The organism is Desulfosarcina alkanivorans, from assembly GCF_009688945.1.
Lineage (GTDB): Bacteria > Desulfobacterota > Desulfobacteria > Desulfobacterales > Desulfosarcinaceae > Desulfosarcina > Desulfosarcina alkanivorans.
Map to the genome: position 1 here is coordinate 1,755,731 of NZ_AP021874.1, position 25,366 is coordinate 1,781,096.

Consider the following 25,366-nt stretch of genomic DNA (forward strand, 5'->3'; position numbering starts at 1 on the left):
AAAGACCCGGTCGCGAGTCTCAATCCGTGTATCGGCAACGGGGCCATATCCCACAGGCTGCCGGTTGCGTGTTTCTTCTTAAGTTCCCCGCCTTTCTTGACGAAAAGAATTGACAAGTAAACGTTGACATCAGGTTAGCGGGTGCGGTTTCGCCGTGCCCCTGTATCCCAACCCAAAAAGGACAACCATGCAACTCACCTCCATCAAAAACAAAATGGTCATCGGCGGCGTTATGGCGGTTCTCATCCCCCTTTCCATCGTCGGCACCATTGGCGTTAAAAAATCATCCGACGCACTGAACCGGGCGGCGACATCGAACGCGCAAACCATGGCCGTGACCATTGCGGGCATGGTTGCCGATGAACTTGCCGGACAGGCCAGCACCATCCGGGCCATCTCCGGCGTTCCCCTCTGGGCATCGCTTTTGAACGATGCCGGCAATGCGGCCATGCAACGGCAGGGTATGGCAGCCATTCAATCCATCGCCGCCAGGCTCGGTTCCGAGGCCTACCAGGGTATATTCCTTGCCGACAACCGGGGCATGATGCTCATGGGATCGACCGCCGATGGAAAGACCCGGCCCTTTGCCAAGGTCGACGTCTCCGATCGGGCCTACTTCAAGCAGGTCCAGGCCACAGGACGGGCCGTCATCGGAAAGGCGGTCAAATCGAAAATCGACGGGTTGCCGGTCAATGTGCTGGCCGCCCCCATCCTGGATCCCGGGAACGGCAAGGTTCTCGGGATGATGGGCCTGATCTTCAGACTCGGATTTCTGAGTGAAGACCTGAGCGAAGCCCGGATCGGCGATACGGGCTATCCGTTCATCATCGACGGGACCGGCCTCCTGGTGGCCCACCCGAAAGACGAATACGTCATGGATCTGAATCTTTCCGGGCAGCCGGGGATGGAACGTTTTATCCGGCGAATGATCAACCGGGAAACCGGGGTGGACGATTATGTTTTCAAGGGTGTGGCCAAGATCTGCGGGTTCGCACCGGTCGGCAATACGGACTGGTCCGTGGGGGCCACCCAGAACCGGGACGAATTTCTGGCCGCCTCGGCATCCATCCGCAACACCAACCTGGCGTTGGGGGCATTTTCCGTAGGGGTCACTCTCCTGGCTTTTTTCTTTTTCGCCCGATCCCTGGTGAAACCGATCAATAGTACGGTTGAGAGCCTGAAAGACATCGCCACCGGCGAGGGTGATCTGACCCAGCGGCTGCCCATGAACCGGGTCAACTGCTCCAGAGCGATGGGATGCGGAAACGACGATTGCCCGGAATATGGCCGGCATGCCAGTTGCTGGGATACGGTCGGCTCCAATGCCACCCAGGTCCATTGCCCCAAAATCATCAGCGGGGAATATGCATCCTGCCACGAATGCAAGGTCCTGAATATGGCCATCAAAAATGAAACCGATGAAATGAAGGTCTGGTTCAATACGTTCATCGGACAGATTCACCATATTGTCTCCGATGTGTCGGAAAATGCGAAGCAGGTCGCGTCGTCGTCCAGCGCATTGTCCGCCATTTCCAGGGACATGTCCACCGGTGCATCGGAAACATCCCAGCGCGCCCAGACGGTGTCAGCCGCTTCGGAAGAGATGAGCACCAACCTGAACAGTGTCGCCGCGGCCATGGAACAGTCCAGCACCAACACCAACATGGTGGCCACGGCCGCCGAAGAAATGACGGCGACCATCAATGAAATTGCCGGAAATGCCGAAAAGGCCCGTAAAATTTCAAGTGATGCGGCCGACAAATCCAAAGGTGCCTCCGAGAAGATGAGCGCCCTTGACCGGCTGACCCAGGCCATCGGCAAGGTCACCGAAACCATTACGGAGATCTCCGAACAGACCAACCTGCTGGCGCTCAACGCCACCATCGAGGCGGCCCGGGCCGGAGAGGCCGGCAAAGGGTTTGCGGTGGTCGCCAACGAAATCAAGGAACTGGCCAGGCAGACGGCCGGCGCGACCCACGACATTAAAAAACAGATCGAAGACGTGCAATGCACCACCGGGTCAACGGTATCGGACATCGACGAAATTACCGATGTCATCGCCTCGGTGAACGAGATCGTGACCACCATCGCCACTGCCGTGGACCAGCAGAGTGCCGCCACCGGTGAAATTGCCGCCAACATTGCCCAGGCGTCCCGGGGGATCCAGGAGGTCAACGAAAACGTGAGCCAGAGCTCCAGCGCCTCCGGCGAGATTGCCCGGAACATTGCCGAGGTGAACCACAGCGCCGATGAAATGGCGTCGAGTTCGGATCAGGTCAAAATCAGTGCCGATGAACTGCAGAAAATGTCTTCCGCACTCAATACCATCGTGGGCCGTTTCAAGATCTGATCCATCGCCGCCCAAATCCCCCCCCGGTGTTGCAAACGATGGGGCATAGAAAAAGCGGCAGGCCATCGACAGGCCCGCCGCTTTTTTTGTGATTCAGATCCCGGTCGCTATCCGTCCTGCATGCATTGCCTGGCCCTGCGCCCGCTGACTTTCGCGGCCCGGCGGTAGCATCGATGCCGTTCCTGCGAGGAGTTGGATTCCTTTTCGCAGGCGCCGAGCTGGTGAACCAGGCGGTCGTGTTCCAGCGAGCAGCAGCGTTTGTTCTTATTACTGTATATATTTTTCATGGTGGCACCTCGTGGCTGAGGGTTGACGGTTCCCTATGCAGAATGAAAGACACAGCCCCGAATACAGGCTCGTAACCCCATCGGTCAGTGCTTCCATCCATCGATTGATTTAAATACCACTTTGTGGTAATTTCGTCCAGTACACGAATTGCCCCATGCGCATCCCCGACGCACGCCGCGCTTCGTTCCGATCCGGACCCTGCCTGCCTGAATCCTTTCAGGGGATGCCCGTATTCCAGACATCATCTGGAACGCCATAAAAAAAGCACCCCGGCCGCCTGCCGCGGCCGCAGTCCGTGGAGCATCAACGGCGACCCCACGGGCTGCGGCACGGTGGCACGCCAGGCGGGGGTAAAGCCAGGGAGGACCCCATGATGGATGAAACAAATACTGCGGCGTTGAAAGCAGGTTTTCGCGGCCGGTTGATCCGGCCTGAAGACGAAAACTACGACCAGGCCAGGAAACTTTACAACGGGATGATCGACAAGCGGCCGGGGCTGATCGCGCGCTGTGCGGATGCGGGAGACGTGATCGCCGCCGTCCGATACGGTCGGGCGAACAACCTGCTGACGGCTGTCCGCGGCGGGGGGCACAACGGGCCGGGACTGGGCAGCTGCGACGGCGGCATGGTGATCGATCTGTCACTGATGAAAGGCGTTCACGTCAACCCGGACCGCCGAACGGTCCGGGTCGAACCCGGCTGCACCCAGGGCGACATGGACCATGCCACCCATGCGTTCGGCCTGGCGGTGCCGGCCGGGATTGTCTCGACAACAGGCGTGGGCGGGCTCACGCTGGGCGGCGGCCACGGGTACCTTTCGCGCCAGTACGGCCTGACCATCGACAACCTGATCGAGGCCGACGTGGTGCTGGCCGACGGCAGGTTCGTTACGGCCAATGAATCCAGCCACAAAGACCTGTTCTGGGCCCTGCGCGGCGGCGGCGGTAATTTTGGCGTTGTCACCAGCTTTCTTTTCCGGGCCCACCCGGTAAAGGACATTTTCGGCGGTTTGATTTTCTGGGACGCCGAAGAGGCACGCCGGGTCATGCAATGGTACCGGGAATTCCTGCCCCGGGCACCGGAGGCGTGTTCTCCGTTTCTGGGTCTTAAAACCGTTCCTCCGGCACCGCCTTTCCCGGAAGAAATCTGGGGGCGAAAGGTCTGCGCCCTGATTTCCAGCTGTGACGCCCCCCCCGAAAAAGCCGTGGAGGTCATCCAGCCGGCCTACGACAACACCCCCGCCCCCATCTTCGACCTCATGGTGTCCATGCCGTTCACGGCGATCCAGGGGTTGTTCGACCCGCTGCTGCCCAGCGGCCTGCAGTGGTACTGGAAAGGGGACTTCGTCAGGGAATTGCCCGACGCGGCGATCGACGTCCACCTCGAACACGCTGCCAAAGCGCCCACGACGCTTTCATTGATGCACCTTTACCCGGTCGACGGGGCGGTGCATCGCATCGGCCCGTCGGATACGGCCTGGCGGCACAGGGATGCCACCTGGTCCATGGTGATTGCCGGCATCGACCCGGACCCGGCCAATGCCGAGGCCCTCAAGTCCTGGGCCAGAGCCTATTGGGAGGCGCTGCGGCCCCACACCATGGACGGCGGCTATGTCAATTTCATGATGGAGGAAGGGGCCGACCGCATCAGGGCCACCTATGGCGAGAACTATCGGCGGTTGACGGCCATCAAAAAGGATTACGATCCGACCAACTTCTTCCGGGTGAACCAGAACATAGCCCCCGCCGTCGCATAAAGCCATGGTATAATGCACAAGGGTCAGGTTTCAGGCCATGGACGGACGGGCCAAATCATGATAGAGAATGTCCGTCCGGAAAGATGAGAAGAATCTCCGACGGGTATTGAAATGAAAATCATCCCTTTTGAAGACCGTCTGGCACCGGTATTCGGCCGACTGAACCGGGACTGGCTCGACCATTTCTCCCTGAGAGAAGCGGCCGACGACCGGCACCTGGATGCGCCCCGGGAGTCCATCATCGCCCGAAACGGGCAGATCTTTTTTGCCGTCGAGGGGGATGACGTGCTCGGCACCTGCGCCGCCATCCCCCACGGCAACGGCGTTTTCGAAATGGCCAAACTGGCAGTTGCCCCATCTGCACGGGGCAAGGGCATCGGCCGGCAACTGGCCCGGGCGGCGATCGACTACGCCAGGGGTGCCGGTGCGCAAAAAGTGGTCCTGGAGTCCAACCACAAGCTGGCCATGGCCCTGGCATTGTATGAATCCATGGGGTTCGTCCACGCCCCCCTTCCCGCTGACCTCAGCTATGTGACCGCCGACGTCTACATGGAGCTTGCGCTTTGAGGGCGGTGATCCAAGGGAACGGATCGTGCATTTTCCTCACCGTCCGCTTCCGCCCCGGCAGATGGTTCACCCCCACCAGGCCCCTGTAGAAAAGTGTGATGAAAGGGCCAGATGGTTTCAACGGCCATAAGTGCGGGCACAACCGATACTGAATCAGTGCAACGGATTGGTAACATACGACAGGGTCTTGAACGACTTTCAGGCACTGTTGAAATGGAAGAATTCGTTATCGGCGGTCAGAAGCCTGGCAAACGAGGCCGCGGTGCCGATGGCCAAGCCTCCGTGGCTGCGGAGGTTGAGAAAAAGGTCAAAAAACCCGGCCGTATCCGATTGCAGGTGGCGCCGGATTGCTCCGGCGATGTTTTAATGTCGTGTCCCTCCATAAATGGCCAGTTTGCCCGATATCTGCATGTGTCGTGTTGGATGCAAGTGTCGTCCATTGTTATTCATGGTCAAGCTTAAACGCAGAATTTTCAACAAACGGTTCTTTTTGTGATGGATGTTACCAACCAATATGGGGTGCTAAGCCCATAGATTCCCGTGAAAAATACGGTTAACTTGAGACGAAGTTGGTCCGGCAGACTCAATCCTGAGTTAATTACTCATCGACATTTGTAAGAACCTAAGACGGGGCAGGCGTCCCTTTATCTTGATGAGAAAGATGCTCAACCGACGCCCCCCCTTATCCGGAGAGGCGCCCGCCTTGACATCGAATTAACTGAAATCGTATAAAGTTAATCAGTCCCCACTGCAAATGGAGATGGTTGGCAGCCAAGGCAGCCGACATCGACCAAGTGGAGCACCTCACATACACAAGGAGGAATGATGGATTCGGATCTGAGGGACGCCTTGGCCGTATTGGAAAAGAAACTCGAGGCCATAGAAGAAAAAATAGACATCCTTGCTGACGATGTGGAGGAGATCAAAGAGATGCTTCCAACGACCCTGGATGAAGATCTGTCTGAGATCAAGTCAACACTCATGCAAATGGAACAATAAAAGATCGGATCGTCACAAGAATCGGTGGAATGAAAGCAGACCGACATGGATTGGTTGCAGCACCGGAAGCTGATGATTCACCGAATACCCATCTGTCGGATGCAACCAGAAGCGAACTCAAGCTGGCCGAAAAATCGCTCCGCCGACCAATCGCCAAACGGAGGCTTGCATACGCATACCCGATGCAGGCCAAGTTGAGACGGCCTGAGGGGAATGTCTTCACAGCATTGACTTTCTGCGCGTCTGCCCTGCGGCTGAATGCATCCAACCCGGACATCCATTTGCACCATGCCCTGAACCTGATGACGCTTCAACGCAACGGCGGTTCCATTGCCGCACTGCATCAGGCAAGGTGATCTGTTTCTGCTTGGTGGGAAATCGTTGAGGGAAGAACAACCGCATCGTCTGCCACGAGCCTGGAAACGATGCGGGCGATTTCTACTTTCAGGCAGATAGTACATGCCGAACACTGCAGGAGAACGACTGCATCCATTTTCGCCTATAACAGCTCATAATTCTCCAGTTTGTTGTACAACGTCCGCCGGCTGATACCCAATATGGAGGCTGTCCGCTGGCGGTTGTTTTGGGTCCACTTCAAGGTGCGGACGATGATCATCCGCTCAGCTTCCTTGAGGGTGCACCCCAGGGGCAGCTTGATTTCCGCGGGCCGTTTGTGGGCCGTTTGCAGTCTCTCCGGCAGATGAGCGGGAAGGAGGATGCCGCCGGTACAGTTCAGCACGGCGCGATGGATCACATTCTTGATCTCCCTGACGTTGCCCGGCCATTTGTAGGATTCCAGGGCCGTGATGCACTCCGGTGAGATACCGACGATATCCCGCTGGTAGTCGTCGCTGAATTGTTTCAGAAAGTGGTTGACCAACAGGACGATATCGCCTTCGCGCTGTCTCACGGGAGGCAGGACGATCTGGAAGATGTCCAGGCGGAAAAACAGATCCTCTCGGAACCGGCCCTGATCCACGGCCTCGGACAGGTCTTCGTTGGTCGCCACCACGATCCTGGCATTGACTGAAATCGTTCGGGTCCCGCCGATACGCTCCAATTGCCGCGTTTCCAGAAGCCGCAGCAGACTGATTTGTACCTTTTCGTCGATCGTGCCGATTTCATCCAGAAAAATGGTCCCCCCTTCGGCCTTTTCAAAGAGCCCGCGGTGACTGCGGGTGGCACCGGTGAAGGCGCCCTTCTCATAACCGAACAACTCACCGGCAACCAGTTCCGGAGGGAGCGCCCCCAGGTGGATCGGGTGGAAGGCCTTTTTGCTGCGTGCGCTCTGGTGGTGAATCGCCCGCGCCACCAGATCCTTGCCCGTGCCGGTCTCCCCGGTGAGCAGGACGGGCATGTCCGTACTGGCTGCCTGGCGAACCTGGCGATAAACGTCGATCATTTTTTTGGAACCGCCGACCATGCTCTCAAAGGTGGTTTTGCGGGCTTCTGATTTCAGCAGCAGGTTGGGCGTGTACTGGGGCTGGTGAAGCAGTGCGGCGTCGATGAGCATCTGCAGTTCGGTGTCCGCGATGGGCAGTTTGGCGTACTGGTAGGAGCCGCGTTTCAACGCCGAAAAGACCAGCGACATATCCTTGGACGATGCCAGAAACAGAATTTGGGTCGCTGCGCTCTTTTCAGAAATGATATCCAGCAGCGCCATCCCACGAATGCGTCCGAAGCGGGCCACGGAGCCGGTGAGAATGAGGATGTCGATCTCATGCTCTTCAAAATGCTCGAATCCCTGTTCGATGGTTTTGGCGGCCCGGATGGTGAATTTGCGCTCGCTGCAGATTCGCCGGAGCTGGCGGATCAAGTCGACCCCGTGTTCGATGACCAGGATGGTCGATTTCTTTTTTTTGGACTTGGTGTCCGTCATGTTGAAAAGCCGTCAAAACGCAATGTTATCAGGGCGATCCCTGGTTGTTCCGTCGTTCCTGGACAATGAGCCCAGAGTATAATCGTTCTCTTTATCGTGTATAAATATTTTACTGTCAAGCGGAAAGTGCCAAATGACCCTAACGGTGAATGATGTACCATTAATTGTATAATGATAGCGATAGATTCGGAATAATTTAAATGTACAATAAAAATCGACGATGGGTAGGAGCGTGTTAAGACTGTATAATATGTTTACACATATATCTCTATTCCAGTGCGGTCTGTACAATATCTTTACGGCAGTTGCGGTGTGATGGCCACAGGGTGAGAATCCATTGCCGGAAGAATGAGCATAAAACAATATGTTTACATATAGTTATGCCTACTTCTCAATTGGTTGGCATGTATCTTGTTACTACAAGTAGGCTGCTGCCGTACGCGGCCTGCTGGTGGGTGCAGGCCATATGAACACGGCCAACCGATCCCACGTATGGAGGAGACAAGAATGGGTGCCTGCAGTTTACAGGTGGAGTATCCCGGCAGGGAATGCATGCTCGAACAAAACGAGGAGTTTTTTCATTTGGTAACCGACGACGGCCCGGAGCGGATTCGCATACACGAGTATGACCGCGTATACGACGTGCCGGGCCTCTACGAGGAGGTCGTTTACAATCGGTTGCAGTGTGACTCCCCGCATGTGATCACCGGTTTGCTGAAGGACGCCATTCAGCGGCACGGGGATATGAAGACCCCGTTGAGAGTGCTGGACTTCGGCGCGGGCAACGGCATCGTCGGAGAATGTCTGCAGGATGCTGTCGAGACCGAAGCGATTGTCGGCATCGACATCATCGACCAAGCAAAAACCGCCGTCCATCGTGATCGGCCGGATATTTACGACGACTATTACGTCATGGATCTCAGTGAAGTTGATGAAGGAGACCAACAGAAGCTGGACCGATGGAACTTCAATGCACTGGTTACCGTTGCCTCATTGGGCTTCGGCGACATTCCCACCCGGGCGTTTGTCAACGCCTTCAATCTCATCGAAAACCGCAGCTGGATCGTGTTCAACATCAAAGACCGCTTCTTCAGCGAAGACGACGACACCGGCTACAATAAAATTCTGCAGCAAATGATCGGCAACAGCTTGAAGGTGTATAAAAAACACCATTACTGCCATCGGCTCTCCATGGCCGGCGAACCGCTGCATTACTACGCCATCGTCGGCCGCAAGGAAAACGACTTCTGACACGCCCGCGACATTCCGCCATCCGGTGGCCTGCAGCGGCCCGCCGGCAGCGGCGGACACGCGCTCTCCCCCCGTGGAAGACCTTCAACACACGCACGGCCATACCCTCGGCAGATCGGCAAGCGGTATGAAACGATTGTCGATCGGGTGGGTTGCATGAGGCAAAAACAAGGTGCTGCCGATCAGGGCCAAGGATAAAGGGCCCCTGGTTGCACTCAACGCAATTTATGGAAAGGATCGTCAATGAGCAAAATCAACACCGCACATGTGTTCACGTCCGAATCCGTTGGCAAGGGCCATCCTGACAAATTGTGCGACCAGATATCCGATGCTGTCCTGGATGCCTGCCTGGACATCGATCCCCACAGCCGTGTGGCCTGTGAAACCATGGCTGGTTTAAACATGGTGGTCAATGTGGGCGAGATCTCCTGCAATAATTTCGAAACCATCGATACGGAAAAAATTGCACGCAACACGGTCAAAGAAATTGGCTATGATTGCGCGGAACTTCGGTTCTGCCACGATTCGTTCGAATATCTGTCACGTATTCATGGACAGTCGCCGGACATTTCCCAGGGAGTCAATGCCGGCGAAGGATTGTACGCGGAACAGGGGGCCGGCGACCAGGGCATGATGTTCGGGTACGCCACCAACGAGACGCCGGAGATGTTGCCGGTGCCCATCGCCTTTAGCCACCGTCTGTTGAAACGCTTCGAACAACTGCGCAGGGACAAAATCATCGACTATCTTCAGCCGGATGCCAAAGCCCAGGTGTCGGTGCACTATGACGGCGGCAAACCTCGCCGGATCACATCGGTGGTCGTCTCACACCAGACCGGCCACGTCTCCCTGGAGCGCATCCGCAAAGATGCCACTGACGTCATTCAGCAGGAGCTCGATCCTTCCGGCCTGCTGGACGATGACACCGTCTATTACATCAATCCTACGGGCAGCTTCATTCTCGGTGGTCCCTTTGCGGATGCCGGCTTGACCGGACGCAAAATCATCGTGGACACCTACGGGGGCGTCGGTAGCCACGGCGGCGGTGCCTTTTCGGGTAAAGACCCCTCCAAAGTGGACCGGTCGGCCGCTTATTTTGCCCGCTATGCCGCCAAGAATATCGTGGCCGCCGGCCTGTCGGACAAGTGCGAGATTCAGGTGGCCTATGCCATCGGCGTGGCCAAGCCGCTGTCCATCAACGTCGACACATACGGCACCGGCCGCGTGGACGAACAGTCGATCCAAGGGGTTCTGGAAGACGGCGACCTGTTCGACTTCCGGCCGGCCGCAATTATCGACCAACTTCAACTGCTCACCCCGAACGGGTGGAATTATGAACAGACTGCCTCATATGGCCATTTCGGCCGTGAACGGTTTCCCTGGGAGAAAACGGACAAGGCCCATACGCTCAAGCAGGTGTTCAGCAAAACCAAAGCAGCCTGACTGAAACCGCAGAAAACCAAGGAACGATTCTCCATGCAATTAGCAAAAAGTAATGATCACGATGAACACAGTGACCTGGATTACCGGGTGAGTGATATCCAATCGGCCGGATTTGGCCGCCGGGAAATCGAGATTGCCGAGAACGAGATGCCGGGCTTGATGGCCATCAGAGAGAAATACGGGTCGTCAAAACCCCTCGACGGTGCGCGCATCAGCGGCAGCCTTCACATGACCATCCAAACGGCTGTGCTGATGGAAACCCTCGGTGAATTGGGCGCCCGAATCCGGTGGGCGTCCTGCAACATTTTCTCCACCCAGGATCATGCCGCAGCAGCCATGGCCGCCGCGGGCCATGCCGTATTCGCCTGGAAGGGAGAGACCCTGGAAGAGTATTGGGAATGCACCCTGCAGGCATTGACCTGGCCGGGCCAGCAGGGTCCGCAGCTCATCGTGGACGATGGCGGGGATGCCACGTTGATGATTCACCGCGGATACCAGGCGGAGGAGGATCCCTCGATACTCGACGCACCCACCGGCAGCAAGGAGCTCCGGATCATCAATGCCGTCCTGAAGAAAAGACTGGCCGAGGACGATCGCTTCTGGCACCGGGTCGTGGCCGACTGTAATGGGGTATCCGAAGAGACCACCACCGGCGTCCAACGCTTGCACCAGATGGAAGCCACAGGCGACCTGCTCTTACCGGCCATCAACGTCAACGACTCGGTCACCAAAAGTAAATTCGACAATATTTACGGTTGCCGCGAATCATTGGTGGATGGCATCAAGCGGGCCACCGATGTGATGGTGGCTGGCAAGACCGCCGTCGTCTGCGGCTACGGGGACGTTGGCAAGGGTTGTGCCGAAGCCTTCGCCGCCCATCGGGCGCGGGTGATGGTCACCGAAATCGATCCCATCTGCGCCCTGCAGGCCTACATGGCCGGCTACCCGGTGGTGGACGTGGAGCAGGCCCTGTCTCAAGGGGATATTTTCGTTACGGCCACCGGCAACTGCGACGTCATCACCGCTGACCACATGGCCGGCATGAAGGACCAGGCCATTGTCTGCAACATCGGTCATTTCGACAATGAGATCCAGGTGGATGCGCTCAATGCCGTGCCCGGTGTGCAGCGCGTTCCCATCAAACCACAGGTGGATAAGTACCTGTTTCCCGACGGTCACGCCATATACCTGTTGGCCGAGGGGCGCCTGGTCAACCTGGGCTGCGCCACCGGGCATCCCAGTTTCGTCATGTCCAACTCCTTTACCAACCAGGTGCTGGCCCAGATGGATCTGTGGCAGTACAACCATGATGCCGGCGTCCGGCGATTGTCCAAGGAACTGGACGAAGAAGTGGCCCGTTTGCACGTGGAAAAACTGGGCGGGACGCTCACCCGCCTGAGCGACAGGCAGGCCGCCTATATCAATGTAAAACCGGCCGGACCGTTTAAGACTGAGCACTATCGCTACTAGCTGTAAAGGCACAGGTGGCGTGCATGCGAATTACCAGGCTGTGCAGGCCGACGCCCACCCCGGAATGCTGACATCTGATCGGCGTGGCTGGAACTCAAAGGACAGGCAGGAGGTTGATATGCAACAACCGGAGATCAATACGTTTCGACCGCGGATGCGGGTATTAAACGAGGAGCAGGCTTGGGCCATCCACCATGCGGCTCTGGAAATATTGGAAAAAACCGGCTTTGTAATGGAGCATCCCCAGGTTAAGCGTATGCTCCTGAATGCCGGCTGCCGCCTGGACGAGGAGGCGCGGTTGCTGATGCCAGCACGATTGGTCGAAGATGCGCTAAAATCCGCCCCGCGTCAGATCACCCTGTACGATCAGCAAGGCCGGCGGGCCATGCCTCTGGTCAATGGAAACTTCTACTTCGGTACCGGTTCGGATACGATTTTTACCATTGATTTGGAGACGGGAGAGCGGCGCCGCACCGTACTGCAGGACACGGCCAATTTCGCCCGTCTGGTGGACGGTCTCGACAACATGGATTTCTCCATGTCCATGGGCAACCCTGCCGATGCACCCATCGAGGAAATCTACGTCCATGTGTTCGCCGAAATGGTAAAAAGCAGCACCAAGCCCATCTGTTTCATCGCTGACAGTGGCAAAGATATCACCAAAATTTACGATATCGCCTGCCTGGTGGCCGGCGGGGAAGAGGCCTTGGCCCAACGGCCGTTCATTCTCAACTATTCGGAGGCCATCAGCCCGCTGCGGTTCCCTGAGAACGTCATGGAAAAGCTGGTGTTCTGCGCCCGCAAGCAAATCCCCATTTGCCTGCCCTCGGGCTGCAATGCCGGCGGCGGCGGACCGGTAACCCTGGCCGGGGCCATGGCGCTGGGCATCGCCGAAAACCTGGTGGGACTCACCATTCATCAATTGACCAATCGGGGGGCGCCCTTTTTGTTCGCGCCAAATGTCAGCGTTCTGGACATGCGCCACACGGTCATTTCTTACGGATGCACGGAATGGAGCCTGACCCAGGCCGCCCTGGCCGATATGCGCGACATGATCTATCACCTTCCCATCTGGGCGTTCGCCGGTGCGACGGACGCAAAAACCGTGGACGCCCAGGCCGGTGCAGAAGGCATGCTGTCGATCATTACGTCCATGCTTTCGCGCTGCAATTTCATTCACGATGTCGGCTACATCGAATCGGGACACACGTCTTCATTGGAGATGTTGACCTTGGCAGATGAATTGGTTGCCATGAGCCGTTATTTTATCGATGGGTTGCGGATTGACGACGATACGCTGGCACTCGACGTGATTGACCGTGTGGCCAGAGGTGGCAGCAGTGGGGCGATCTTCCTCAACGACAAACACACGTTCAGCAATTTTAAGACAGCCCTTTTCCACCCCGAGTTGTGCGACCGCAGCCGTTTTGAACACTGGGAAGCCAATGGCTCGAAACAGATGCGGCAGCATTGCAACCAAAAGGCGCGTCGTATCATATCCGATCACCAGGTAATCCCTAAATCTGAGGCCGTCCTCAACGGTATTGATGTGATCCTCGGATACCAAATGGAATTACGTAATTAAGGGAGCTTAATTTTGGACTGTTCCGGTAAATTTCGTGACCCATGATCCCAGCGTCCACGGTACAGGCACCGTTACAAAACAGGCGTGGTAAGTCCTGTTTCATTTTTAACGCAAAAATCAAAAATCGGATAATTTATATTTCATTAGGGATCATAATAAACTTATAGACCGTGTATTCCGTCGTGACGCCTGGAATGGAATCAATATTGGCCTGTATCGCCTTTCTTTCCTCGCTTTCAAACCAGCCCTGCCAGTCTTCTAATGAAAACCAATAACTTATGGCGGCAATTTCATTTTTGTCGCCTATTGATTGCAGATATTCCCCTGAAATATAGCCCGGCTGTTGTGAAACTCTGCGTCTAATTTCTCTGATGCTACGAAAAAGTTCGGGTTCTTTGTCCTTCGGACACGTCCGTCTAATCAAAACTTTTATAGCCATATTTATAATCTCCTTTCACGGCTTAATCTGCGGTGGGATATTTAAAACCTGACCAAATTGATAGAATCGTTCCTACACGAAACTGGCCAACGCCTTCATTTCGATGGAACAGCAGTGGTCCTATTCTCTATCATTTCAATTCAAATAGAAAACAATCGTCTTTCCATCGTCACTTTTCTTTATGATGCCAACGCTTATTCATCGAGCAGCAACGTTTACACCGTCACCATAGATACAATTATCCTTGTGAATAATGTCGCCCACGTTGATTCCAATACGGAAAACCATCCGTCGATTATCGGGGAGTTTGCTGTTTTCGATTTCCAGGATGCGCTGAATATCGATGGCGCCATTTACGGCATTCAGTGCACTACCAAACTCGGCCAGGATGTTGTCGCCAGGCGTATCGACGACCCGCCCATGGTGTTTCTGGATCAACGCTGAAATGATTTTGCGATAGGCAGTGATGGTATTGACGGTGGATTCGTCATCATCCCCCATAAGCTTGCTGTAACCTTTGACATCCGCACTGAAGGATCGCCGTCAATTTGCGATGGGTTGCATTTTCACCCATGGGATTCTCCCGGAGTTGTCGCAGGGTGCATCGTCAAATATGCAAGATATCGGGATGGATTTTGCGAAAAGCGCTTTGCGATATAATTATGAAGGATTAAAACAAGGAAGGAGGAACAATGAACGATTCCCGATAACAATAAATAGAATGGATTGTATTAAATGGTCAAGTGACGATCGGCATTAATAGACTGGCCGGGGAATGCCAGCATGCCGGATGGCTTTAAAAAGTGGTATTGTTTTTAGGATTTCTCGATATTAACCTCTCGATACGCCCGGAAATTTCCTCTTTCAGAACACTGGGCATCGTAATACTTTTCACATTTAATATTTTTTGGGATCACATATCTTTCTTCATATTGCAGTTCGTATACAAAGACAGCATCCACGGTTATGGTTGGACGAGGGATTAGCGCGTCGATGCATGAGCAACCTAAAAAGGTGACGTGAAGGATGCCGATTATTAATAATGATATGATCTTATTCAATATCAGTCGCCTCAGCTTCAACAATCTTTAGATCAGAATCCACGATTTCCCCTCGTTTTAAAGGACGAAGAACCATTGAAATCATCTTAGCTGCGTGAACCTTGCCATACCTGCTGCCGAGATGGCGCACAGGTTTCGGGCCGGAACCACACGTCCCGATATATTGTAAAGGCCAAAAATCAGGAAAGGTCAGTGCATCATCGCTTACGCTGGCCGATCGACCAGACCCAGCTGATTAACGCCCCACATGTGCATCATTTCAAGAATCGGGTACGCACTGTTGCCCAGATCGGTCAGTGTGTATTCCACGCGGGGAGGTACTTCCGGGTAAACGGTTCTGAACAGCAAGCCATCCCGCTCCAGTTCTTTGAGTTGCTGGGTCAGCATCTTCTGGCTGACGCCGGGAACGATCCGTTCCAGCTCTTTGTACCGCTTGGTTCCATCATGAAGGTGCCACGGCATAAGGCATTTCCACTTACCGCTAAGCACATCCATTGAGACTTCCACCGGGCAGCGATATTTCCGACCATTCCATTCGATCATTTCAGCCCCTCCTTCAAAAAAAAATCTTGGAAACCCTCGCCAACCGGCAATTCGAACCAATTGGTTCGTGTCGAACCAAAAAGTGCCTTCTTGTGCTTCATTTTCAATGAGTTATATTGACACTGTAGCCGGGTACGACACCAACAATCAAACGATTTCACACAGGAGCGAAACAATGACATACCCGAGAACTTTTTCACATATCGGAATATCCGTCACGAACCTTGAGCAGGCTGTGGATTTTTACACCAGCGTCCTCGGATGGTACGTGATCATGCCGCCAACGGAAATCGTTGCCGACGATTCTGCCATAGGTGTAATGTGCAACGACGTCTTTGGCGAGGGCTGGGGCAGTTTTCGTATCGCTCACTTGTCCACGGGCGACAAAATCGGTGTCGAAATTTTCGAATTTCGAAATGCCGAGCAGCGGAAAAACAACTTTGAATACTGGAAAACCGGCGTCTTTCACTTCTGTGTACAAGACCCGGATGTCGAAGGTTTGGCGGCCAAGATCGTGGAAAACGGCGGCAAGCAGCGAATGCCTGTACGCGAATACTACCCGGGCGAAAAGCCATACCGCATGGTGTATTGTGAAGACCCCTTCGGAAACCTCATCGAAATCTACTCTCACAGCTACGAACTGACCTACTCCGCAGGGGCGTATCAGGAATAGCTTTGGGATATACAAGCATAAAGAGGATATTATGGATTCCCAAAAAATACTGTGAACCGCGCATTTTGTGGCTCGTACAAGATCTGAGTTTATAAAGACAGATTGAGATCATCTTTGCTGCATGAAAGTTGCCTTACCTGACGATGATCTGGAGGGCATCGGCAATACCCGCAAATGCGAGCGCCTGCAGGCGCCCTATACGGCTCCGACAGGGCATGCAAACTCACATGCGCGACAATGAGCTACCACACGCATGGTCGCTCCCCCTTCGATGGGGATAAAGTCAGCGTCACCACGGTCTTTATCCATTTCCATTTTACAGGTTGCCCTGGCATAAACACCGTCCCTGGCCGGTAATTCTGTCTGACCGTAATCCATAGAGGAATACACTTTTTCACCAAAGGCCCCCTGAGGGCAGACCCTTCGGCACGGACCATCGCAAAATGCGCACGGATCAACGTCTGACGGCCCGGTTGCCGGCAGGACAACCGGTAAAGCCATCGCCCGAAGCCGCACCCTCGGACCCAATTGGGGGGTGATGAGTAAGTTGTTTTTTCCAATTACACCCAGGCCGGCCATAACCGCGGCATCTTTCAGGTAAAGGCCCCCTTGTTCAATGGCGTAGGGAATCTGCACCCCGGTAATGTTTTCACTTTCTTTGAGCCATCTGATAATCTTTTCATTGATTCTGATTAAACGCAGATTTCCTTCGGTGCCGCCGGGAAAAGGATTGCGCCAGTAATCGAGCGCCGGGGTGTCTTCCGGATGGCCAATGGCTGTGATCAAAACCGTTTTGGCCGCTTTGGGGAAAGCAACCTTGCCGGCCGGAGATCGTTTTTCCTCCGAGACGGCATAAACCGAATCTGCGCTGCCATTATCTGAGTCTAACTCATATCGGGGCAGTTTGGCGTGCATTCTGTGGGAAGGAGAGCGCTGCAACGATTCAACATCAGCAAATCCCGCCAGGTCGGCGCCGAACGCCTGGGCCATCTTTATTATTTCCGCTGCTAATTTTTTATCCGCATCTGAAGTCATTTATAAATACCATTGTGTCCTCTGAGAAAACGATTATTCTTGATTCCTGCAAACACTGATGGATACAGGTTCCATAAAAGATACAGAACATCAGATATGCTGACTGTACCATACCCGTATCCCGGAACGGGCCGACCGGCAGATCAATTGAGATCATCCCTGTCGTGGGCACCTTTCTGAATTCGGTGACCCGTTGGAGATCCAACAGAAAAATCTTCATAAAATGTTTTCATGTGATTGCAGAATGAAAATCAGGGAATCATTGAAAATGGCAAACCACCAGGTATTACTCCGGCCATAAAACAGGGCCGCTTCAGGCACAAAGGATGCGATGAATTATTAATGCGGCTATGCAAAAATTGTCAAGTTTTTTGGGGAGTTGATATATGATCGTTGCATTCAGGGAGGGGGCAAGGGCCTGTTCTGGGAATTGCCGTGCCTGCCATTAGGCCGCCAACCGCGTGGAGAGCACCGGAACGACGCGTTCCCCTTTACCTGGAATAGCGACTCAACAGGCATGGAGGATGGATCTGGCGACCTGTCACCGGACTGGTTCGGGACTGCCACCTGTCATGCACAGCGCCTCTCATTCGGGCAGCGTTGGGTTCGCGCTCTGTTTTCTCCGGGGAAGGAAGATCCAGATCCCCAGCAGGACGCCGCCGCACACGGCGCCCAGCACGCCGATGGTGTGAATTTTGTCTGCCCAGTCCAGCGAAATCAACCACATGGCAAAAGCGCCCAGCATGAAATAGATGAAGATCAGGAGTGAGGAAGCCGTCCCCGCATGCCGGTCGACCTGCTCAAGAACCAGGTTGTTGCTGGGTGGACGGCTGAGGCCGAATGAGAAAGAAATAATGGCCATGGGCAGTGCCAGTCCCCAGGGTCCCGGTATCCAGCGCATAATCATCCCAATTCCGCCGATGAGAATTCCTGCAAAACCGGCGGTCAGCAGCCCCCGTGACCCCACCCGGTCCAGCAGCCGTGTGCAGGCCAAAGCGCCTGTCATCATAGCGGCCGCGTTAAGGGCGAAAAAATACCCGAAGACCTGCTCCGACAGCCCGAGCCGGGTGATATAGATGTCCGCCGATCCACCGATAAACGCAAAATGCGGCAGCACGACCATGGACATCATCAGCGCAACGCCCACATAGCGCCGGTTTCTCAGCAGCTGCAGGTAAAGCCCCATTGCCTGCATGGTGCCGGCGGCGGAAGGTGTTTTCAGGGTTTCCGGCATGCGCCATACACCGATCCACCCGGCCGCACCGATAGCCGCCTGAATCACGAATATCCACCGCCACGAGAACCAGGTCAGGATCCAGCCGCCGAAAACCGGTGCCAGCATGGGCGCCAGGGCCATGATGACGCCGATATGGGCCAGTATGCGTTCGCGTTCATGCACGTCGTAGGCATCTTTGCTGATGGCCAGCGACAGGGCCGACGCGGATGCCGCTCCGGCCGCCTGGAGCACCCGGAAGGCGATCAGGCTGCCCACACTGGCCGAGAGGGCGCACAACAGGCTCCCCAGAATGAAGATACCGATGCCGGCCAGCAGCAGCGGCCGCCGGCCGAAGCGGTCCGAAAGCGGGCCATAGAACAGGAGAAACACACAGTAGCTGATGAAAAAGCCGACCAGGGTCAGGTTGACGGTGCTCAGGGGCTGCTGCCAGGCCTGCTGCAGCAAAGGGATGGCAGGCAGGTACATGTCGGTGGAAAGCGGCGGAAAGGCCGCCAGCAGCGCCATCAGCAGTAGAAGTCTTTTTTTGTTTATCGTCTGCTCGGTTTTCATCGATCCTTGTTTTTTCAACCAGTAGTCTTCCAGTCGGGCCGGAAAAAGCGGGCCGGTCATGGACCGGCCTGCCCTGCCCGTTGGTTTAGCGGTCTCACGTCAGGGTAACGATATCAGCGATCATCCCAAAAATCAGGTTCATGAATCGGGGATAACGCCGGACGCTGGATCGTACCACTGCCCGGGCCTGAAGCATTGATGGACGTCTTCGATCAGCAGATACAGGCACGGCACCAGGATCAGGGTGATGACTGTGGCAAAAAGGATGCCGAAACCCAGCGACAGGGCCATGGGGATCATGAAGCGGGCCTGGCGGGAGGCCTCGAAAATCATGGGTGCCAGCCCGCCGAAGGTGGTCAGGGTGGTCAGAACAATGGGCCGGAAGCGGCGCAGGCCGGCGACGCGAATCGCTTCATGCAGGCCGGCGCCTTCACGCCGCTGCCGGTTGGCGTAATCGATGAGCACCAGCGAGTCGTTGACCACCACGCCCGAGAGCGCCACGATCCCCATCATGCTCATCACGCTCAGGTTGTATCCCATCAGCAGATGGCCGAGGACCGCACCGACGATGCCGAACGGAATGGCGATCATGACGATCAGGGGCTGGCTGTAACTGCGAAAGGGAATCGCCAGCAGAAAGTATACGGCCAGCATGGCCAGGGCAAATCCGCCGAGCAGGCTCTGCAGGCTCTCTTTCATGTCGGCCTGCCGCCCCTGGTAGCCATAGGCAAGACCGGGGTAATCGCGGGCCAGTTCAGGTAAAATGGTGCTGTTGAGGGCGGCCTGCACCTGGCCGGTCTCGCCGATGGGCTCGACGTTGGCGCTCACCGTCACCGTGCGCCGGGCGTCCCGACGGCTGATGGTGGTATAGGCCCGGCCCCGTTCAACATTGGCAATCTCGGCCAGCGGCACGAAGGGACCGGCCGGGGTGCGGATCATCAGATGCTCCACATGGTATTCGCTGGTGCGCTCGCTTTCGGGCAGACGCACGCGCACCGTCACCTCGTTGCGGCCGCGCTGCTGGCTGAGGGCTTCGGCGCCGGAGAAGGCGTTGCGCACCTGGCGGGCCACCTCGGCGGAGGTCAGGCCCAGGCTCTGGCCTTCCGGCCTGATGGAAAAATCGAGCTGTTGCTTTCCCGGCGTGTAGCCGTCGTCGATATCCTTGACGCTGGAAAACCCGGCCAGGCGCTCTGCCAGGGCGGCACTGGCCTGGTCAAGCACATGGATATCGGAATGGGAGAGCTCAACGGTCAAGGCGGCCCCGGAGCCGGGCCCGCCCCCGTCCGATTCAAAAAGCAGAGATTCCAGGCCGACGACAGGACCGAGCTTTTCCCGCCACAGACGGGTCACGTCCCCGGTGTTCAGGGGGCGCACCCCGGCATCGGTCAGGTAGGCGCTTACTTCCACCTGGTTTTCCTCGATCCTGGAAAAAACGCCCTTGAGCAGCCGATCTCCCCCGTTTTCGGCCGCCACCGCTGTCATGGCGGCGGACAGCCTGTCTCGAACGGCCCTGACCTTGTCCATGGGACTGCCCACGGGGAGGACGGCGGTGACGTCGGCCTGGTCGGACTCGACCCGGGGCATCAGAATCATGCCGATGCGGCCGCTGAGGGCATAGCTGAGCACCACAACCAGCACCGCCAGGCCAATGGCCACGGTCAGGGTCCGCCAGCGGAGGCAAAGATCCAGGAACGGACCGTAGATCCTGTCGATGAAGCGGGCCACGTTGCGGGTGAACCCCTGCTGCCAGCGGTGCAGACGGGTCGTCGGGCGGCCGGTCTGTCGACGCTTGATATGGGCCAGGTGGCCCGGCAGGATCAGCAGCGATTCGACCCAGGAGATGAGAAAAACCGTGATCACCACCAGGGGAATGACCTTCCAGATCTTTCCCATCGTCCCGGGAATAAAGAAAAGGGGCAGAAAAGCCACAACGTTGGTAAGAATCGAAAAAGCGATGGGCATGGCCACATCCCGGGCCCCGAATACCGCGGCCCGGGCAAACCCCATTCCCTGCTGCTGGTACGCGTAAATGTTTTCGCCGGCAACGATGGCGTCGTCCACCACGATGCCCAGGGCCACGATAAAGGCAAACATGGAGATCATGTTGATGGACACCCCCACAACCGGCAGAAAAAGCAGACTGCCGAGAAAGGCGGTGGGAATGCCCATGGTGACCCAGAAGGCCAGCCTGAATTCCAGAAACAAGCCCAGCACCGCCAGTACCAGCACCAACCCCATGAAAGCGTTTTTCAACAGCAGTTCCAGGCGCTGCCGGTATACGTCGGACATGTCGTGGCTGATGTGCCATCCGATGCCGGCGGGCAGATCGCGCTCGATTTCACTCATGGCCCTGCGCACGGCCCCGGCGACCCCCATGGGGGTCTGGTCACCGACCCGGTATACATCGATGCCGATGGCACGGTGCCCGTCGTAGGCGGCCGATTTATCGCTGTCTTCAAAGTCTTCGCGCACCGCCGCAATGTCTTCCAGATAGACCACGCTGCCGTCGGCAGTGGTGACCATGGGAATCCGGGCAAATTCAACGGCCCAGTCCCGGCGGTCTTTGATTCGCAGCAGGATATCCCCGCCGGCCGTATCCACCGAGCCGCCGGGGATCTCGGTGGAGGCATTATTGATGGCCGCCGCAATGTCTGCCAGGGTCAGGCCGTAGGCCCGCAACCGATCCTGGGGGACTTCAACAAGGATTTCGTAGTCCCGCGCCCCGGCCAGGTCGACCTGGGTGATACCGGAATTCTGCAGCAGGCGGTCCCGCACCTTATCGGCCGTCTCGCGAAGGGCCATTTCCGAAACGTCTCCGTATAGGTCGATGGTAAGTACCTCTCGAAGGTGAGTGGCCAGGGAGACGTCGGGCTCATCTGCATCCTCGGGAAACGTGGTGATCCGGTCGATCTCCTGTTGGATCTCCTGGTAAACCGTCTGCTGGTCCGCGCCTTCCTCCAGTTCGGCAGCCACCGTCCCGTTCCCCTCGACTGCGGCGGCAGTCATCTCTTTGACCCCGTCGATGGCACGGATGGCCTCTTCCACGGCCAGGATGATCCCCTGCTCGACCTCCTCGGGACTGGCCCCGGAATAGCCGACACTGACCGTCACCATGTCCAGGTCGAACTCGGGGAAAACCTCCTGTTTGATGCGGGTGGTCATGAACAGTCCGCCCAGCAGCAGGAAAATCATCAGCAGGTTGGGTGTCACCCGGTTATGCACCATCCAGGAGATGGGGCCGCGAATCTGTGAAAAACGACGGTTGCCGCTCATGACCGCCCCCCCTGCTTGCCAGTCGGCCCCGTTGCGGTTTGACCGGTCGTGTCGTCCGTGGTGCGCAACGGCATCCCTGCCACAGGGGCAGCCAGGTCGGTGACAACTAGGTTTTCCCCCGGCGAAATGCCACCAGTGACCAGGATGTAATCGATTCCCCGGAAAGCGATTTCCACCGGGCGGACCGAGAGGTTGCCATTCTCCTCCATGATCCAGACATCGCTTCCGTTGCGAATGAATTCACGGTCGATGGCCGCCGCAGAAGCCACCGCTCGCCCCTCAATTTCCACCCGCACGTAAGAACCGATCAGCATGGGGGGCTGCCCCGTATTGTCCGGCTGCAGGCTCAGGGGATCGTCCACCCGGACCAGCAGCTGCGCCATGCGACCCTGCGCCTCCAGTTCTGCTTCCAAACGAATCACCCGGCCTTGCCGGCAGACCCCGTCGCCCCAGGCGGCCGTGTCGTATATCCGGACCGGGGCCCCCTGGTCGCCCCCGGTTTGCGGTATCTGGATCCACCGCAGTTGACTCACCGGCACCGATACTTTCACCCAGTAGGCATCGGTGCCCACCAGGGAGGCCAGTACGGTGGATTCACCGGCCCGGGCACCGAGGTCTGCCGAACGCGCCTGTACGACCGCATTGAACGGCGCCTTGATCCGGGTGCGCGCCAGATCCACCCGGGCCTGTTCGAGCTTGGCCTGCGCCGCTTCGAGTGTGGCGCGCAGGTTTTCCAGCTGGGGCCGGCGCAGCATCAACGCTTTCTCGACATCGCTGACCGTTTCCCCCAACAAATGGTACTCTTTTTGAGCGACGAGCTGGTTTCCCTGCTCCAGCTGCAGGTCCGACTCGGCTTTGGCCACATCGGTGGTCAATTGCCTCACGGTCAGACGGTAGTCGGTGGGGTCGATTTTCAGCAGCGTCTCGCCCCGGCGGAAATGGCCGCCGGGTACCAGGTTGCGGTTCAATTCGATGATTTCGCCGCTGACCTGTGGCTTCAAGTCCACATGGTGTGCCGCGGTAACCGTCCCCATGCCGGAGATCACCGTCTGCCGGGGGCCGTAATCGACCGGCTTTACGCCCACCAGGGTTGCGTTGTTTACCTGGGGGCGCGGCTTGGCTTGAGGGCTGGTCTCCATCAGCCAGAAACCGATGGCCGCGCCGACGGCAAGAATGCCCAGCGGCACCAGGGTTCGAATCATTGTCTTTGCCGGGTGTCGCCCATCGCCGCCCTCGGCTCCCGCCAGGAGGCCTTCCTGGTTATGGTCTGTTGAGATTTCCTGTTCAGACGGCATCGGAATTTCCTTTACCTGTGGTTGTTGACGCATCGGCGTTTCTTTCTTCCGGACGATCCAGCGGCCACCCCGTGCCCAGGGCCCGGCACAGATCGATACGGTACTGCACCAGATCCCGCTCGGCGGTCAGCAGGCTGCGCTGGAGATCCTGATGGGAGAGCAGCGCATCGAGCACCCGCTGGTAATCCACGGTCCCCTGGATATACCGGTCCCGCAAACTGTCGACCACTTGCCCGGCCAGCCCCAGCTGCCTGTTAATGCTGGCGATGAAGTCACGCTGGCGCTGTTCCTGGACCAGGGCGTCCTCGACCTCGCCCAAAGCATCGAGAATCGTCTGGCCGTAAGTGTGCAGCGCTTCGGACGCAACGGCACGGGTCCGGTCGACTTCGGCCTCGCGCAGGCCCCCATCGATGACCGGCGCCAGGAGGTTGGCGGCAAGCGCGGCCAGCCAGTTGTCGAACAGGTCGCGGGTGTGCCCGCCCGAGGTGTCCACCCCGGCGGTGAGGCTCAACCGGGGAAAGCGGTCGGCAATGGCGGCAGCCAGGTCGCTGTCTGCCGATTGAACACTGTACAGGGCGCTGCGGACATCCGGACGGCGCTGGATCAATTCGGCCGGCAGTCCCGATTGCGGCATCGCCGGCAGCTTTGTCAGGGCCGCAACCCGGGGTGCCACGGTCTGCCGGGGGGGAACGCCGAGCAGGATTGCCAACTGGTGCTCGAGCACCTTGGCCCGGGCCAACGCCTGGGATTTTTCGCCCTGGTTGGATTCCACCAGTTGCCGCTGCTGCAGCATATCGGCGATGCCGACCTGACCGGTGCGAAACTGCAGGGTCACCAGTTCTAAAACCGTCCCGTTGGTAACGATCTGCGCTTCCAGCACATTCAGTTGTCCGTATTGCTCGACCAACTGGTACCAGGTGCCGGCGACCGTCGCTGACAGTGTCAGCGCCGCCGCCTGGAGGTCCTGTTCGCTGGCGTGCACATCGAACACGGCGGCATCGCGACCGGAACGTATGCGGCCCCACAGGTCCAGTTCGTAGCTGGCCGTCAGTCCCAGGGCATAACTGCTGCTGTCGCCGGTCTGGCCGGATTCGCGAAAACGGTTCCCGGAGGTGTCGGCCCCGGCGTCGAGGGCCGGGAAGAGATCCGCCCCTGCACGCCGCGCCGCCGCTTCGGCCTGGTTCAGCCGATCCCAGGCCGTATGCAGGTCGAAGTTATTCGCCAGGGCCTTATCGATGAGCCCGCTCAGCACCGGGTCCTCAAAGGATTCCCACCACTTGTCAGGCAGCGGCGAGGTGCCGGACTCGGAAAACCGGGCCGGAACCACGAGCGGCGTCTTGAGGTTCTGAGTCGCCATGCTGCAACCCGAGAGCAGTATCGCCGCGGCCGCAAGCAAAAGAGCCCGGGCCCGCCGGGATCCGGCCGACGGGTGAAAACGATTATCCCGATTTTTGCATTGAATCGCCATTTCGCTTCCTCGGCAAAAAGGTTTCCATTGGCAGCTGAATTTCCGTCTTGGTCAATCCTGGCCGAATCTTAGCCCGGGACAGGTGAACAGCCCGTGAAAAGAATGTGAAAAAGATGTGAAATCTGCAACTTCTTCGGAAACGAAACCGGAGGGGTCCACCGTTTAACCGGGGACGGGGGGACGCATCGGTCTGACCATACTCAGC

Annotated in this window: 20 protein-coding genes and 1 pseudogene; 11 read left to right on the forward strand and 10 right to left on the reverse strand. The window is 57.1% G+C overall.

Going from position 1 to position 25,366, the window contains the following annotated elements; genetic code table 11:
• Positions 1-187 precede the first annotated feature (187 nt).
• Positions 188-2,350 (forward strand): methyl-accepting chemotaxis protein, encoded by a 2,163-nt coding sequence (locus DSCA_RS07765; RefSeq protein ID WP_155315884.1) that lies wholly within the window; start codon positions 188-190, stop codon positions 2,348-2,350.
• Between the two features lie 107 nt (positions 2,351-2,457).
• Here the strand turns inward: DSCA_RS07765 and DSCA_RS07770 are convergent, their stop codons facing one another.
• Positions 2,458-2,637, reverse strand: a complete 180-nt coding sequence (locus tag DSCA_RS07770; protein ID WP_155315885.1) for a hypothetical protein — start codon at positions 2,635-2,637, stop codon at positions 2,458-2,460.
• 371 nt (positions 2,638-3,008) lie between these two features.
• Here DSCA_RS07770 and DSCA_RS07775 point away from each other — a divergent pair, with 371 nt between their 5' ends.
• The 5 genes from DSCA_RS07775 (at position 3,009) to DSCA_RS07795 (ending at position 6,316) form a co-directional block, all read left to right on the forward strand.
• Positions 3,009-4,394, forward strand: coding sequence for an FAD-binding oxidoreductase (locus tag DSCA_RS07775; protein ID WP_231716415.1), 1,386 nt, complete (start codon positions 3,009-3,011; stop codon positions 4,392-4,394).
• Positions 4,395-4,505: 111 nt separating this feature from the next.
• Entirely contained in the window at positions 4,506-4,961 is a 456-nt protein-coding gene (locus DSCA_RS07780) for a GNAT family N-acetyltransferase (RefSeq protein WP_155315886.1), read from the forward strand.
• Between the two features lie 213 nt (positions 4,962-5,174).
• The gene (locus DSCA_RS07785; RefSeq protein ID WP_155315887.1) at positions 5,175-5,423 is read left to right on the forward strand and encodes a hypothetical protein; all 249 of its coding nucleotides are present in this window, start codon (positions 5,175-5,177) and stop codon (positions 5,421-5,423) included.
• 363 nt (positions 5,424-5,786) lie between these two features.
• Entirely contained in the window at positions 5,787-5,960 is a 174-nt protein-coding gene (locus DSCA_RS07790; protein WP_155315888.1) for a hypothetical protein, read from the forward strand.
• A gap of 29 nt (positions 5,961-5,989) precedes the next feature.
• Positions 5,990-6,316 (forward strand): hypothetical protein, encoded by a 327-nt coding sequence (locus tag DSCA_RS07795; protein ID WP_155315889.1) that lies wholly within the window; start codon positions 5,990-5,992, stop codon positions 6,314-6,316.
• A 143-nt stretch (positions 6,317-6,459) separates the two neighbouring features.
• Here DSCA_RS07795 and DSCA_RS07800 read toward each other — a convergent pair whose 3' ends face one another.
• Entirely contained in the window at positions 6,460-7,839 is a 1,380-nt protein-coding gene (locus DSCA_RS07800; RefSeq protein ID WP_155315890.1) for a sigma-54-dependent transcriptional regulator, read from the reverse strand.
• A 507-nt stretch (positions 7,840-8,346) separates the two neighbouring features.
• On the opposite strand from DSCA_RS07800, the gene DSCA_RS07805 reads away from it, so the two are divergent.
• From DSCA_RS07805 to DSCA_RS07820, 4 genes are all read left to right on the forward strand, one after another.
• A complete protein-coding gene (locus tag DSCA_RS07805) occupies positions 8,347-9,090 on the forward strand; it encodes a class I SAM-dependent DNA methyltransferase (protein ID WP_155315891.1) in 744 nt (247 codons plus the stop codon).
• 243 nt (positions 9,091-9,333) lie between these two features.
• Positions 9,334-10,533, forward strand: a complete 1,200-nt coding sequence (metK, locus tag DSCA_RS07810) for a methionine adenosyltransferase (protein WP_155315892.1) — start codon at positions 9,334-9,336, stop codon at positions 10,531-10,533.
• A 33-nt stretch (positions 10,534-10,566) separates the two neighbouring features.
• On the forward strand, positions 10,567-12,003 hold the full coding sequence (gene ahcY / locus DSCA_RS07815; protein WP_155315893.1) for an adenosylhomocysteinase: 1,437 nt from the start codon (positions 10,567-10,569) through the stop codon (positions 12,001-12,003).
• 64 nt (positions 12,004-12,067) lie between these two features.
• Complete coding sequence (locus DSCA_RS07820; protein WP_155315894.1) at positions 12,068-13,588, forward strand: trimethylamine methyltransferase family protein; 1,521 nt, start codon at positions 12,068-12,070, stop codon at positions 13,586-13,588.
• 133 nt (positions 13,589-13,721) lie between these two features.
• Here the strand turns inward: DSCA_RS07820 and DSCA_RS07825 are convergent, their stop codons facing one another.
• The 3 genes and pseudogenes from DSCA_RS07825 to DSCA_RS07835 form a co-directional block, all read right to left on the reverse strand.
• The gene (locus tag DSCA_RS07825) at positions 13,722-14,027 is read right to left on the reverse strand and encodes an antibiotic biosynthesis monooxygenase family protein (protein WP_155315895.1); all 306 of its coding nucleotides are present in this window, start codon (positions 14,025-14,027) and stop codon (positions 13,722-13,724) included.
• 198 nt (positions 14,028-14,225) lie between these two features.
• Positions 14,226-14,543, reverse strand: a pseudogene (locus DSCA_RS07830) (adenylate/guanylate cyclase domain-containing protein); the annotation flags it as partial.
• Between the two features lie 749 nt (positions 14,544-15,292).
• Positions 15,293-15,631: a winged helix-turn-helix transcriptional regulator gene (locus tag DSCA_RS07835; protein WP_155315897.1), complete on the reverse strand. Its 339-nt coding sequence runs from the start codon at positions 15,629-15,631 to the stop codon at positions 15,293-15,295.
• 175 nt (positions 15,632-15,806) lie between these two features.
• On the opposite strand from DSCA_RS07835, the gene DSCA_RS07840 reads away from it, so the two are divergent.
• Positions 15,807-16,304, forward strand: coding sequence for a lactoylglutathione lyase family protein (locus DSCA_RS07840; protein ID WP_155315898.1), 498 nt, complete (start codon positions 15,807-15,809; stop codon positions 16,302-16,304).
• Between the two features lie 195 nt (positions 16,305-16,499).
• On the opposite strand, the gene DSCA_RS07845 is transcribed toward DSCA_RS07840, so the two are convergent.
• The 5 genes from DSCA_RS07845 to DSCA_RS07865 all read right to left on the reverse strand — a co-directional run bounded on the left by DSCA_RS07845 (position 16,500) and on the right by DSCA_RS07865 (position 25,161).
• Entirely contained in the window at positions 16,500-17,339 is an 840-nt protein-coding gene (locus tag DSCA_RS07845) for an epoxyqueuosine reductase (protein ID WP_155315899.1), read from the reverse strand.
• Between the two features lie 586 nt (positions 17,340-17,925).
• On the reverse strand, positions 17,926-19,185 hold the full coding sequence (locus tag DSCA_RS07850) for a multidrug effflux MFS transporter (RefSeq protein WP_231716416.1): 1,260 nt from the start codon (positions 19,183-19,185) through the stop codon (positions 17,926-17,928).
• 78 nt (positions 19,186-19,263) lie between these two features.
• A complete protein-coding gene (locus DSCA_RS07855; protein ID WP_155315900.1) occupies positions 19,264-22,398 on the reverse strand; it encodes an efflux RND transporter permease subunit in 3,135 nt (1,044 codons plus the stop codon).
• The gene (locus tag DSCA_RS07860; protein ID WP_167527664.1) at positions 22,395-23,693 is read right to left on the reverse strand and encodes an efflux RND transporter periplasmic adaptor subunit; all 1,299 of its coding nucleotides are present in this window, start codon (positions 23,691-23,693) and stop codon (positions 22,395-22,397) included. Before DSCA_RS07860 ends, DSCA_RS07855 begins: the two co-directional genes overlap by 4 nt.
• Entirely contained in the window at positions 23,683-25,161 is a 1,479-nt protein-coding gene (locus tag DSCA_RS07865) for an efflux transporter outer membrane subunit (protein ID WP_155315902.1), read from the reverse strand. Before DSCA_RS07865 ends, DSCA_RS07860 begins: the two co-directional genes overlap by 11 nt.
• Between the last annotated feature and the right edge of the window lie 205 nt (positions 25,162-25,366).